General features: G+C 71.4%; 12 protein-coding genes. All 12 read left to right on the forward strand.

Annotated elements, in window-relative coordinates:
- Positions 1-3: 3 nt before the first annotated feature.
- Positions 4-1434, forward strand: coding sequence for a UDP-N-acetylmuramoyl-tripeptide--D-alanyl-D-alanine ligase (locus ACZ7LK_RS04160; RefSeq protein ID WP_392276166.1), 1431 nt, complete (start codon positions 4-6; stop codon positions 1432-1434).
- On the forward strand, positions 1431-2501 hold the full coding sequence (mraY, locus tag ACZ7LK_RS04165; protein ID WP_392276167.1) for a phospho-N-acetylmuramoyl-pentapeptide-transferase: 1071 nt from the start codon (positions 1431-1433) through the stop codon (positions 2499-2501). The genes ACZ7LK_RS04160 and mraY overlap by 4 nt, the downstream gene beginning before the upstream one ends.
- The gene (gene murD / locus ACZ7LK_RS04170) at positions 2483-3913 is read left to right on the forward strand and encodes a UDP-N-acetylmuramoyl-L-alanine--D-glutamate ligase (protein WP_471138278.1); all 1431 of its coding nucleotides are present in this window, start codon (positions 2483-2485) and stop codon (positions 3911-3913) included. The genes mraY and murD overlap by 19 nt, the downstream gene beginning before the upstream one ends.
- Positions 3914-3962: 49 nt before the next feature.
- Positions 3963-5360: a putative lipid II flippase FtsW gene (gene ftsW / locus ACZ7LK_RS04175; protein WP_471138280.1), complete on the forward strand. Its 1398-nt coding sequence runs from the start codon at positions 3963-3965 to the stop codon at positions 5358-5360.
- A 6-nt stretch (positions 5361-5366) separates the two neighbouring features.
- Positions 5367-6461 carry an undecaprenyldiphospho-muramoylpentapeptide beta-N-acetylglucosaminyltransferase gene (gene murG / locus ACZ7LK_RS04180; RefSeq protein WP_392276170.1) on the forward strand — a complete coding sequence of 365 codons (1095 nt, stop codon included), beginning with the start codon at positions 5367-5369 and terminating at the stop codon, positions 6459-6461.
- Between the two features lie 13 nt (positions 6462-6474).
- On the forward strand, positions 6475-7332 hold the full coding sequence (locus ACZ7LK_RS04185) for a cell division protein FtsQ/DivIB (protein ID WP_471138283.1): 858 nt from the start codon (positions 6475-6477) through the stop codon (positions 7330-7332).
- Between the two features lie 278 nt (positions 7333-7610).
- The gene (gene ftsZ / locus ACZ7LK_RS04190) at positions 7611-8825 is read left to right on the forward strand and encodes a cell division protein FtsZ (protein ID WP_392276172.1); all 1215 of its coding nucleotides are present in this window, start codon (positions 7611-7613) and stop codon (positions 8823-8825) included.
- 9 nt (positions 8826-8834) lie between these two features.
- Complete coding sequence (gene pgeF / locus ACZ7LK_RS04195; RefSeq protein WP_392276173.1) at positions 8835-9569, forward strand: peptidoglycan editing factor PgeF; 735 nt, start codon at positions 8835-8837, stop codon at positions 9567-9569.
- A 3-nt stretch (positions 9570-9572) separates the two neighbouring features.
- Positions 9573-10292, forward strand: a complete 720-nt coding sequence (locus ACZ7LK_RS04200; RefSeq protein ID WP_471138285.1) for a YggS family pyridoxal phosphate-dependent enzyme — start codon at positions 9573-9575, stop codon at positions 10290-10292.
- 142 nt (positions 10293-10434) lie between these two features.
- Positions 10435-11061, forward strand: coding sequence for a cell division protein SepF (locus ACZ7LK_RS04205; RefSeq protein ID WP_392276175.1), 627 nt, complete (start codon positions 10435-10437; stop codon positions 11059-11061).
- A 69-nt stretch (positions 11062-11130) separates the two neighbouring features.
- Positions 11131-11427: a YggT family protein gene (locus tag ACZ7LK_RS04210; protein ID WP_392276176.1), complete on the forward strand. Its 297-nt coding sequence runs from the start codon at positions 11131-11133 to the stop codon at positions 11425-11427.
- Between the two features lie 49 nt (positions 11428-11476).
- A complete protein-coding gene (locus ACZ7LK_RS04215; protein WP_392276177.1) occupies positions 11477-12562 on the forward strand; it encodes a DivIVA domain-containing protein in 1086 nt (361 codons plus the stop codon).
- Positions 12563-12746 lie beyond the last annotated feature (184 nt).

A 12746-nucleotide genomic window follows, 5' to 3' on the forward strand; every position in this document is an offset into this window, starting at 1 on the left:
GTAGTGATCGCCCTCTCCCTCGCCGAGATCGCCGAAATCGTCGGCGGGCAGTCGTCCGACATACCGGATCCGGCCGTGCGGGTCACCGGCCCCGTCGTCATCGACTCCCGCCAGGTCGAGCCCGGCTCGCTCTTCGCCGCCTTCGCCGGCGAGAACGTCGACGGCCACGACTACGCACTGCGCGCCATGGACGCGGGCGCGGCGGCCGTACTGGCCACCCGCCCCGTCGGGGTGCCCGCCATCGTCGTGGACGACGTGCGCACGGCCCTCGGAGCCCTCGCCCGCCACGTCGTCGGGCGCCTCGGCACCCGCGTCGTCGCGCTCACCGGCTCCGCCGGCAAGACCAGCACCAAGGACCTGATCGCCCAGGTGCTCCAGCGCAAGGGCCCCACCGTCTGGACGCCCGGCTCCCTCAACAACGAGATCGGCCTGCCCCTCACCGCGCTGCGCGCGGAGAAGGACACCGAGCACCTCGTCCTGGAGATGGGAGCGCGCGGAATCGGCCACATCCGCTACCTCACCGAGCTGACCCCGCCGTCCATCGGCCTCGTCCTGAACGTGGGCAGCGCCCACATCGGCGAGTTCGGCGGCCGCGAGCAGATCGCCCAGGCCAAGGGCGAGCTGGTGGAGGCGCTGCCCTCCGCCGAGGACGGCGGCATCGCCGTGCTGAACGCCGACGACCCCCTCGTCCGGGCCATGGAAAGCCGCACCCACGCGCGCGTGACGCTGTTCGGCGAGGCCGACGACGCGACCGTACGGGCCGAGAACGTCCGGCTCACAGAGACCGGACAGCCCGCATTCAGGCTTCACACACCCACCGGGTGCAGTGACGTGACCTTGCGCCTGTACGGTGAGCACCACGTGTCGAACGCGCTCGCCGCGGCCGCCGTCGCCCATGAGCTGGGCATGTCCGTCGACGAGATCGCCACCGCGCTCTCCGAGGCGGGCACCCTCTCCCGCTGGCGCATGGAGGTCACCGAGCGTCCGGACGGTGTGACGATCGTCAACGACGCCTACAACGCGAACCCGGAGTCCATGCGAGCCGCCCTGCGCGCGCTCGCGGCCATGGGCAAGGCAGCACAGGCCAAGGGGGGCCGTACGTGGGCGGTGCTCGGTCAGATGGCCGAGCTGGGGGACGAGGCGCTCGCCGAGCACGACGCGGTCGGACGGCTCGCCGTCCGGCTCAACGTCAGCAAGCTCGTCGCAGTCGGGGGCAGGGAAGCGTCCTGGCTGCAACTGGGCGCATATAACGAGGGTTCGTGGGGTGAGGAGTCGGTGCACGTGTCCGACGCACGGGCGGCGATCGACCTGTTGCGCAGTGAGCTGCGCCCGGGAGACGTCGTGCTGGTGAAGGCATCAAGGTCGGTCGGGCTCGAGCGGATCGCCCAGGCACTGCTCGAGAACACCACCGAGGGCGAGGTCACCGGCCGATGAGGCAGATCCTCTTCGCGGGAGCCATCGGGCTCTTCCTGACCCTGATCGGTACGCCGCTGCTGATCAAGCTCCTGGCCCGCAAGGGATACGGGCAGTTCATCCGGGACGACGGCCCGCGCACGCACGGCAGCAAGAAGGGCACGCCCACCATGGGCGGCATCTCCTTCATCCTGGCCACGCTCATCGCGTACGCGCTCGCCAAGGTCATCACGGGGGAGGACCCGACCTACTCGGGCGTCCTGGTGCTGTTCCTGATGGCGGGCATGGGCCTCGTCGGCTTCCTCGACGACTACATCAAGATCGTCAAGCAGCGGTCGCTCGGTCTGCGGGCCAAGGCGAAGATGGCCGGCCAGCTGATCGTCGGCATCGCCTTCGCCGTCCTGGCGCTCCAGTTCGCCGACAGCCGCGGCCAGACGCCGGCCTCCACCAAGCTCTCCTTCATCACGGACTTCGGCTGGGCCATCGGCCCGGTGCTGTTCGTGGTCTGGGCGCTGTTCATGATCCTGGCCATGTCCAACGGCGTGAACCTGACGGACGGCCTGGACGGCCTCGCGACCGGCGCCTCGGTGATGGTCTTCGGCGCGTACACCTTCATCGGGCTGTGGCAGTTCCAGGAGTCGTGCGCCAACGCCGAGACCCTGACCAACCCCAACGCCTGCTTCGAGGTGCGCGACCCGCTCGACCTCGCCGTCGTCGCCTCCGCCCTCATGGGCGCCTGCTTCGGCTTCCTGTGGTGGAACACCTCTCCCGCCAAGATCTTCATGGGTGACACCGGTTCGCTCGCCCTCGGCGGCGCGCTCGCGGGCCTGGCGATCTGCTCCCGCACGGAGCTGCTGCTGGCCCTCCTGGGCGGCCTGTTCGTCCTCATCACCATGTCCGTCGTCATCCAGGTCGGCTCCTTCAAGATGACCGGCAAGCGGGTCTTCCGGATGGCGCCGCTCCAGCACCACTTCGAACTCAAGGGCTGGTCCGAAGTCCTGGTGGTGGTCCGTTTCTGGATCATCCAGGGCATGTGCGTCATCGTGGGACTGGGCCTCTTCTACGCGGGATGGGCAGCCGACAAGTGAGTACCTCCTGGCAGGGCAAGAACGTCACCGTCGCCGGCATGGGCGTGAGCGGCATCCCCGCCGCCCGTGTCCTCGCCGGCCTGGGAGCGCGCGTCACGGTCGTCAACGACGGCGACGACGAGCGTTCCCGCACGCAGGCGGCGGAGCTGGAGGCGGAGGGCATCACCGTCCGCCTCGGCGACGGGGCCACCCTGCCGGAGGGCACCGAACTGGTCGTCACCACGCCCGGCTGGCAGCCGGACAAGCCGCTGTTCGCCGCGGCCGCCGAGGCGGGCGTGGAGGTCTGGGGCGACGTCGAGCTGGCGTGGCGGCTGCGGGGCCCCGGCGCCGCCCCCTGGCTCGCGGTCACCGGCACCAACGGCAAGACCACGACCGTGCGGATGCTCGCCGCCATCCTGGAGGCGGCGGGCCTCAGGACCGCCGCCGTCGGCAACATCGGCGTCTCCCTGCTGGACGCGGTGCTCGGCGAGGAGGAGTACGACGTCCTCGCCGTCGAGCTGTCCAGCTACCAGCTCCACTGGGCGCCCTCCGTGCGCGCCCACTCGGCCGCCGTCCTGAACCTGGCCCCCGACCACCTCGACTGGCACGGCTCCATGCAGGCGTACGCCGCCGACAAGGGCCGCGTCTACGAGGGCAACCAGGTGGCGTGCGTCTACAACGTCGCCGACAAGGCCACCGAGGACCTGGTGCGCGAGGCCGACGTGGAGGAGGGCTGCCGCGCCATCGGCTTCACCCTCGGCACGCCCGGCCCCTCCCAGGTCGGCGTCGTCGACGACCTCCTGGTGGACCGGGCCTTCGTCGAGAACCGGCAGAAGCAGGCCCAGGAGCTCGCCCAGGTCTCCGACATCGACCCGCCGGCCCCGCACAACATCGCCAACGCGCTCGCCGCCGCCGCGCTCGCGCGGGCCTTCGGCGTCCCGGCCACCGCCGTACGCGACGGACTGCGGGCCTTCCGGCCCGACCCGCACCGTATCGAGCTGGTCGAGGAGATCGAGGGCGTCCGGTACGTCGACGACTCCAAGGCCACCAACACGCACGCCGCGGAGGCGTCGCTGGCCGCCTACGACCCGATCGTCTGGATCGCCGGGGGCCTCGCCAAGGGCGCGACCTTCGACGAGCTGGTGGCCACGGCGGCGAAGCGGCTGCGCGGCGTCGTACTCATGGGCGCCGACCGGGCCCTGATCCGGGAAGCCCTCGTGCGACACGCCCCGGAGGTACCGGTCGTCGACCTCGACCGGACCGACACTGGGGCGATGCCGGCGGCGGTCCGGGAGGCGGCACGGCTCGCCCGGCCCGGGGACACGGTCCTGCTCGCCCCGGCCTGCGCCTCGATGGACATGTTCGTCAACTACAACAAGCGGGGCGAGGCGTTCGCGGACGCGGTCCGCGCACTCGCCGCCGAGCGCGCCTGACAGCCACCAGGTCCGGCCGCGCCGGGCACGACTGGAGGGGACAGCGACCATGCCGGCCGACCACGCCGCCGCGTACGCACCGCACCGCGCCGGTCTCGCCCTGCGCGGCCGGACCGCCGGACTGCGACGGCCCCCCGCCGCCCGCAAGGCGGCCGGGCGCGTCCGCAGGGGCCCCGTACCCCGCCCGCCGCGGGGGAGCGGGGCGCGCGGGCTCTACGAACGGGCACGGAGGGCCTGGGACCGCCCTCTGACCGCGTACTACGTGATCCTGGGCGCCAGCCTGCTGATCACCGTCCTGGGCCTCGTGATGGTCTACTCCGCGTCCCAGATCAAGGCGCTGGAGCTGTCGCTCTCCGACACCTACTTCTTCCGCAAGCAGTTCCTGGCCGCCACCATCGGCACCGGGCTGCTGCTGTTCGCCTCCAGGGTCCCGGCCAAACTGCACCGGGCCCTCGCCTACCCGCTGCTCGTCGGGACCGTCTTCCTGATGGTGCTGGTCCAGATCCCCGGCATAGGGCACGCGGTCAACGGCAACCAGAACTGGATCTACCTGGGCGGCCCCTTCCAGCTCCAGCCCAGCGAGTTCGGCAAGCTGGCGCTCATCCTGTGGGGCGCGGACCTGCTCGCCCGCAAGCAGGACAAACGGCTGCTGACCCAGTGGAAGCACCTGCTGGTGCCGCTCGTCCCGATCGCCTTCCTGCTGCTCGGCCTGATCATGCTGGGCGGGGACATGGGGACGGCGATCATCCTCACCGCGATCCTCTTCGGCCTGCTGTGGCTGGCCGGCGCCCCCACCCGGTTGTTCGTCGGGGTCCTGGCGGTCGCCGCCGCGATCGGCGTGATGCTGATCCGGACCAGTGAGAACCGGATGGCGCGGCTCGCCTGCATCGGCGCCACCGAACCCGGCCCGGGGGACTCGTGCTGGCAGGCCGTGCACGGGATCTATGCTCTGGCGTCGGGCGGATGGTTCGGTTCCGGGCTGGGGGCGAGTGTGGAAAAATGGGGCCAACTCCCCGAACCTCACACCGACTTCATCTTCGCCATCACCGGGGAGGAACTGGGGCTGGCGGGGACGCTGTCGGTGCTCGCCCTGTTCGCGGCTCTAGGCTATGCGGGTATCCGCGTGGCCGGACGCACGGAGGACCCCTTCGTGAGGTATGCCGCGGGAGGCGTGACCACCTGGATCACGGCGCAGGCCGTGGTCAACATCGGTGCGGTGCTCGGCCTGCTGCCGATCGCCGGTGTCCCGCTCCCGCTGTTCTCCTACGGGGGTTCCGCCCTGCTGCCGACCATGTTCGCCGTCGGTCTGCTCATCGCCTTCGCGCGAGAGGAGCCCGCGGCGAAGGCGGCCCTGGCCATGCGACAGCCTGGCCCGGGCACATGGGCCGGGGTGAGTTGGAAGTCGATGCGACGGCGCGTCAAGAAGCGTCCGTCCGGAGAGCGGTGAATTTCGGTGCATGTCGTACTCGCCGGTGGGGGGACCGCCGGCCACATCGAGCCCGCGCTCGCCCTCGCGGACGCCCTGCGCAGGCAGGACCCGACCGTGGGGATCACGGCCCTCGGTACGGAACGGGGACTCGAGACCCGTCTCGTACCCGAGCGGGGCTACGAGCTGGCGCTCATCCCCGCCGTCCCGTTGCCGCGCAAGCCCACTCCCGAGCTGATCACCGTCCCGGGGCGGCTGCGTGGCACCATCAAGGCCGCCGAGCAGATCCTGGAGCGCACCAAGGCCGACTGCGTCGTCGGCTTCGGCGGTTACGTGGCCCTGCCCGGCTACCTGGCCGCCAAGCGGCTCGGCGTGCCGATCGTGGTCCACGAGGCCAACGCCCGGCCCGGCCTGGCCAACAAGATCGGGTCCCGGTACGCGGCCGGGGTCGCCGTCGCCACGCCCGACAGCAAGCTCCGCAACGCCCGCTACATCGGCATCCCGCTGCGGCACACCATCGCCACCCTGGACCGCGCCCGGGTCCGCCCGGAGGCGCGCGCCGCGTTCGGTCTGGACCCCAACCTGCCGACGCTGCTGGTCTCCGGCGGCTCGCAGGGCGCCCGCCGCCTCAACGAGGTCGTCCAGCAGGTCGCCCCGGTCCTCCAGCGCTCCGGCATCCAGATCCTGCACGCGGTGGGCCCGAAGAACGAACTGCCGCACGTGGACAACATGCCCGGGATGCCGCCCTACATCCCGGTACCGTACGTGGACCGGATGGACCTCGCGTACGCCGCGGCCGACATGATGCTGTGCCGCGCGGGCGCGATGACCGTCGCCGAGCTCTCCGCCGTCGGGCTGCCCGCCGCGTACGTACCGCTGCCGATCGGCAACGGCGAACAGCGGCTCAACGCCCAGCCGGTGGTCAAGGCGGGCGGCGGCCTGCTGGTCGACGACGCCGAGCTGACGCCCGAGTGGGTCCAGGGCAACGTGCTCCCGGTGCTCTCCGACCCGCACCGGCTGTACGAGATGTCCCGCGCCGCCGCCGAGTTCGGCCGCCGGGACGCCGACGACCTGCTCGTCGGCATGGTCTACGAGGCGATCGCGGCACGCCACCGGGCGTGAGAAGGCAGGGAGCATGGCCGGGCCGACGACGACCACCGAGCGCGGCGCTCCGGGCCCCCGGGGGACCGGGGGCGGGAAGCCCAGGGGCGCGAAGCCCAAGGGGTCGTCCCCGGCCCGGCCGTCGCTCCGGTGGCGGCGGGGGCCGGGCGGCGGCCGGACGCCGTCGTCCGGCCGCTGGGCCCTGCTCCTGCTCCTGGCCGCCGTGGCCCTGCTGGTGGGCGGGCTGTGGCTCTTCTACGGCTCCGCGTGGCTGCGGGTCGGGGAGGTCACCACGTCCGGGACGCGGGTGCTGACGCCCGCCCAGGTCGAGGCGGCCGCCGCGGTCCCGGTCGGGGCGCCGCTGGTGTCGGTCGACACGGACGCGATCGAGCACCGGCTGCGGCGCGCCCTGCCCCGTATCGACTCGGTGGACGCGGTGCGTTCCTGGCCGCACGGCATCGTCCTGAACGTCGTCGAGCGCACCCCCGTACTCCTGGTGGAAAAGGGCGGAAAGTTCACGGAAGTGGACGCCAAGGGTGTGCGTTTCGCCACGGTCGACGCGGCGAGGGCCCCCAAGGGCGTGCCCCTGCTGGAGCTGGTGGTGGCCCGGTCCCCGAGCCTGCGCCGTTTCGACGCGGGCCGGCTGACCGTCGAGGCGGTCGGCGTGGCGGGCGACCTGCCGGCACCGGTGGCCCGGGACGCCAAGGTCCTCCGGGTCCGTTCGTACGACTCGATCACCCTGGAGTTGAGGGGCGGCCGGACCGTGGTGTGGGGCAGCGGTGAGGACGGCGAGGCGAAAGCGCGTGCGCTCGTCGCACTGATGAAGGCGGCTCCCAAAGCGGGGCACTTCGACGTGAGTGCCCCGACCGCCCCGGCGGCGTCGCGGAGTTGACGCACATACGCCCTGGCCAGCACCCTGGTTGGTCAGCGCTATGGGTGATCACATAGGGTGAAAAGAAAAACGGGAGGTTCGGCGTGTTCGTTGAACGTGCGCCACTTGTCGACTTAGTGTCCTGTTCGGAAGAGTCCAGCGAACAGAGACACTGGTAACCCTAAACTTCAACGTTAGGGTTTGGGTCGGCGTTTCGGACCGTCCCATCGGCATCCGTCGTCACGGCGCGGGACCACCGCGAAGTGGCGACACGTAACTCGAGGCGAGAGGCCTTCGACGTGGCAGCACCGCAGAACTACCTCGCAGTCATCAAGGTCATCGGTGTCGGCGGCGGTGGTGTCAATGCCATCAACCGAATGATCGAGGTCGGTCTCAAGGGCGTCGAGTTCATCGCCATCAACACGGACGCGCAAGCACTGTTGATGAGCGACGCCGACGTCAAGCTCGACGTCGGCCGGGAACTCACCCGCGGCCTCGGGGCCGGAGCCAACCCGGCAGTCGGTCGCAAGGCGGCAGAGGACCACCGCGAGGAGATCGAGGAGGTCCTCAAGGGGGCCGACATGGTCTTCGTCACCGCCGGCGAAGGTGGCGGCACCGGCACCGGCGGCGCACCCGTCGTCGCCAACATCGCGCGCTCGCTCGGCGCCCTGACGATCGGTGTGGTCACCCGCCCGTTCACCTTCGAGGGCCGGCGCCGCGCCAACCAGGCGGAGGACGGCATCGCCGAGCTCCGCGAAGAGGTCGACACCCTCATCGTCATCCCGAACGACCGGCTGCTGTCCATCTCGGACCGCCAGGTCAGCGTGCTGGACGCGTTCAAGTCCGCCGACCAGGTGCTGCTCTCCGGTGTCCAGGGCATCACCGACCTCATCACCACCCCGGGTCTCATCAACCTCGACTTCGCCGACGTCAAGTCGGTCATGTCCGAGGCGGGTTCGGCCCTGATGGGCATCGGCTCGGCCCGCGGCGACGACCGCGCGGTGGCCGCGGCCGAGATGGCCATCTCCTCGCCGCTGCTGGAGGCGTCCATCGACGGCGCCCGGGGCGTGCTGCTCTCCATCTCCGGCGGATCGGACCTCGGTCTCTTCGAGATCAACGAGGCCGCCCAGCTGGTGAGCGAGGCCGCCCACCCGGAGGCGAACATCATCTTCGGCGCGGTCATCGACGACGCGCTCGGCGACGAGGTGCGGGTCACGGTCATCGCGGCCGGCTTCGACGGCGGCCAGCCGCCGGCCCGGCGCGACAACATCCTCAGCGCGGGGTCGAGCAAGCGCGAGGAGCCCGCGCCGCCGGCCCGGACCACCGAGGCCCCGCGTCCGGTCGGCGGACTCGGTACCGTCCCGGTCCGCGAGGAGTCCCCGGCTCCGGCCGCCGAGCCCGCCCCGGCCGTGAACGACAGCTCCCTGTCGGTCACGCCTCCGGCGGTCCCGCCGGCCCGCCCGTACCCGGACACCTCGGCCGAAGAGCTGGACGTCCCGGACTTCCTGAAGTGACCGTGTGACGTGATAGGGCAGCACGACTCAGTGAGCGGCGCGCACTTCGCCTTCACCGACCGGTGGGGCGGGGTGAGCGCCGTTCCGTACGAAGAGCTCAACCTCGGCGGAGCGGTCGGCGACGACCCCGGTTCCGTCACCGCCAACCGGCGGCTCGCCGCCGAGTCGCTGGGACTCGATCCCCGGCGGGTCGTGTGGATGAACCAGGTGCACGGCCGGGAGGTCGCCGTGGTCGACGGGCCGTGGGCGCCGGGCGAGACCGTACCGGCGGTGGACGGCGTCGTCACCGCCCGGCGCGGTCTCGCGCTCGCCGTGCTGACCGCCGACTGCACGCCGGTCCTGCTGGCCGACCCGGTCGCGGGCGTGGTGGGCGCGGCGCACGCCGGCCGTCCCGGCATGGTCGCCGGCGTCGTGCCGGCCACCGTCCGGGCCATGATCGCGCTCGGTGCCGAGGCGTCCCGGATCACCGCCCGTACCGGCCCGGCCGTGTGCGGGCGCTGCTACGAAGTCCCCGCGGCCATGCGGGACGAGGTGGCCGCCGCCGTTCCCCAGGCGCACGCGGAGACGAGTTGGGGCACTCCGGCCGTGGACGTGACCGCCGGGGTGCACGCCCAGCTCGACGCGCTGGGGGTGCGCGACCGGCGCGCGTCGGACGTCTGCACGCGGGAGTCGCGCGACCACTTCTCGTACCGCCGCGACCGCACGACCGGGCGGCTCGCCGGATATGTCTGGTTGGACGGATAGCAGATGACGGACCGCAAGGCTCAGCTCGCCGGGAACCTGGCACGGGTGGAGGAACGGATCTCCGCCGCGTGCGCCGCCGCCGGGCGACAGCGCGAGGAGGTGACCCTGATCGTGGTCACCAAGACCTACCCCGCGAGCGACGTCCGGCTGCTCCACGAGCTGGGGGTCCGTCATGTCGCCGAGAACCGGGACCAGGACGCGGCGCCCAAGGCCGCCGACTGTGCCGACCTCGAGCTGACGTGGCACTTCGTCGGCCAGCTCCAGACCAATAAGGTCCGTTCTGTGGCGAGTTATGCACATGAGGTGCAGTCGGTCGACCGTCCGAAGCTCGTCACCGCGCTCTCGGCCGCCGCGGAGCGCGCCGGGCGCGAGCTGGGGTGCATGATCCAGGTCGCCCTCGACGCCGGGTCCGGCGAGCGGGGCGACCGCGGCGGCGTCGGGCCGGACGGCGTCGAGGAGTTGGCCGCCGCCGTGGCCGGGGCGCCGGGGCTGCGGCTGGACGGCCTCATGACCGTCGCGCCGCTGGCCGGGCCGTACGCGGGACGCCAACGGGCCGCGTTCGACCGGCTGATGGAATTGGCATCCCGCGTGCGCGCGTCCCATCCTGCTGCGAACATGGTGTCAGCAGGGATGAGTGCGGACCTCGAGGACGCGGTGGCGGCCGGAGCGACACATGTGCGCATCGGTACGGCGGTACTCGGAGACCGACCCCGGCTCGGGTAACGTCGCGAAGCAAGTCGGACCACAGCAGAAAATATGGTCATTTCCGCCGAACAGCGGACAGGCCTCGTGGATCGCGGGCACTTGGTGACGCTGTGCCCACTAATGGTGAGGGCGATCCACCACAGAGCGGAGGACTCAGAGAATGGCCGGCGCGATGCGCAAGATGGCGGTCTACCTCGGCCTCGTGGAGGACGATGGGTACGACGGCCGGGGTTTCGACCCCGATGACGACTTCGAACCCGAACTGGAGCCGGAGCCCGAGCGCGACCGACGGCGCCACCAGCCCCCGCACCAGCCCCCGCACCAGGCGGAGCGCGAGGAGCCGGTGCGCGTCGTCCCCCAGCCGCCCGTGCAGCGCGACCCCGTTCCGCTTCCCGCTGAAAGTGGACGACCGGCGCGAATCGCCCCCGTGGCATCCATCACACCTGAACGCCCGAGCCTGGAGAAGAACGCACCGGTGATCATGCCCAAGGTCGTGTCCGAGCGGGAGCCCTACCGCATCACCACGCTGCACCCGCGGACGTACAACGAGGCCCGTACCATCGGGGAACACTTCCGCGAGGGCACGCCTGTGATCATGAACCTCACCGAGATGGACGACACGGACGCGAAGCGACTTGTCGACTTTGCCGCCGGTCTCGTCTTCGGGCTGCATGGCAGCATTGAGCGAGTGACGCAGAAGGTGTTCCTGTTGTCGCCTGCTAACGTCGATGTCACGGCGGAGGACAAGGCCCGCATCGCAGAGGGCGGATTCTTCAACCAGAGCTGAGAGCACGACACCGGGAACGGCCGGCCGGGAGGCCGGTGGACATGGGATCAGGGGAGAGGGAAGCGCGGGATGGGCGTCGCACTACAAGTGATCTACATCGCTCTGATGTGCTTCCTTGTCGTCCTGATCTTCCGGCTGGTCATGGACTACGTCTTCCAGTTCGCTCGTTCATGGCAACCCGGGAAGGCGATGGTGGTCGTACTGGAGGCCACCTACACTGTCACCGATCCACCACTGAAGCTTCTGCGGCGGTTCATCCCGCCGCTGCGTCTCGGGGGCGTGGCACTCGACCTGTCCTTCTTCGTTCTGATGATCATCGTCTACATCCTGATCTCCATCGTGAACAGCTTCATGATGAGGGTGTAGCGATAACGGTCCTGCCGACTGCCGACGACTACGTAGAGGTGAAGGAAAGATGCCGCTGACCCCCGAGGACGTGCGGAACAAGCAGTTCACGACCGTCCGCCTCCGAGAAGGCTATGACGAGGACGAGGTCGATGCCTTCCTCGACGAGGTCGAAGCCGAACTGACGCGTCTGCTCCGCGAGAACGAGGACCTGCGCGCCAAGCTCGCCGCCGCCACCCGCGCGGCCGCGCAGAACCAGCAGCAGCAGGGCATGCGCAAGCCTCCGGAGCAGCAGGACCAGCGCCCCGTGGGTCCCGGCGCTCCCGTGCCCGCCGGGATATCGGGTCCGCCGGTCCAGCAGCAGCCCCCGCAGATGGGTCCCCCCCAGCTGCCCGGTGGTGCTCCTCAGCTGCCGGCCGGTCCCAGCCACGGCGGCCCGCAGGGCCAGCACGGCCCGGGCCCCATGCAGGGCGGCCCCATGGGTGGCCCGATGGGCGGTCCCATGGGTGGCCCCATGGGCGGTCACGGTCCGCAGATGCCCCAGCCCGGCCAGGGCCCCGGCGGCGACAGCGCGGCCCGGGTGCTCTCCCTCGCCCAGCAGACGGCCGACCAGGCGATCGCGGAGGCCCGCTCAGAGGCCAACAAGATCGTCGGTGAGGCCCGCTCGCGCGCCGAGGGCCTGGAGCGCGACGCCCGCGCCAAGGCGGACGCCCTGGAGCGGGACGCCCAGGAGAAGCACCGCGTCGCCATGGGCTCGCTGGAGTCGGCCCGCGCCACGCTGGAGCGCAAGGTCGAGGACCTGCGGGGCTTCGAGCGCGAGTACCGCACGCGGCTGAAGTCGTACCTGGAGAGCCAGCTCCGTCAGCTGGAGACCCAGGCCGACGACTCGCTGGCCCCGCCGCGGACGCCGTCCGCCCCGTCGCTGCCGCCGTCCCCGTCGATGGCGTCCGCCGGTGCGAGCGCCCCGTCGTACGGCGGCAACCAGACCATGGGCGGCGGCCCGTCGATGGGCGGTGGCCCGTCCTACGGCGGCCAGCAGCAGATGTCGCCCGCGATGACGCAGCCGATGGCACCGGTGCGGCCGCAGGCGCCGCAGCCGATGCAGCAGGCTCCGTCGCCGATGCGTGGCTTCCTCATCGACGAGGACGACAACTGACGGGCGGGCGCCGCGCGCCGCGCGCGTAGCCGTCGGTAGGCAGGAGGGCCGGGGCCCGGGACGTACACCGTCCTGGGCCCCGGCCCTTTGCGCTGTCCGGTCGCGCCCCCGCGCCCTGGGCGCCCCGGTGCGGCGCACCGCTCCGGGGGAACGGGAAAGAGCGCCGCCCTGGTTCCGTTGTGCC

The sequence above is a fragment of the Streptomyces sp. NPDC039423 genome (assembly GCF_055598725.1).

Bases quoted from the DNA above. Each gene is read 5' to 3' on its own strand.
- mraY (WP_392276167.1), top strand. From the start codon at position 1,431: ATGAGGCAGATCCTCTTCGCGGGAGCCATCGGGCTCTTCCTGACCCTG.
- murD (WP_471138278.1), top strand. From the start codon at position 2,483: ATGGGCAGCCGACAAGTGAGTACCTCCTGGCAGGGCAAGAACGTCACC.
- ftsW (WP_471138280.1), top strand. From the start codon at position 3,963: ATGCCGGCCGACCACGCCGCCGCGTACGCACCGCACCGCGCCGGTCTC.
- ACZ7LK_RS04185 (WP_471138283.1), top strand. From the start codon at position 6,475: ATGGCCGGGCCGACGACGACCACCGAGCGCGGCGCTCCGGGCCCCCGG.
- ACZ7LK_RS04200 (WP_471138285.1), top strand. From the start codon at position 9,573: ATGACGGACCGCAAGGCTCAGCTCGCCGGGAACCTGGCACGGGTGGAG.
- ACZ7LK_RS04205 (WP_392276175.1), top strand. From the start codon at position 10,435: ATGGCCGGCGCGATGCGCAAGATGGCGGTCTACCTCGGCCTCGTGGAG.
- ACZ7LK_RS04210 (WP_392276176.1), top strand. From the start codon at position 11,131: ATGGGCGTCGCACTACAAGTGATCTACATCGCTCTGATGTGCTTCCTT.
- ACZ7LK_RS04215 (WP_392276177.1), top strand. From the start codon at position 11,477: ATGCCGCTGACCCCCGAGGACGTGCGGAACAAGCAGTTCACGACCGTC.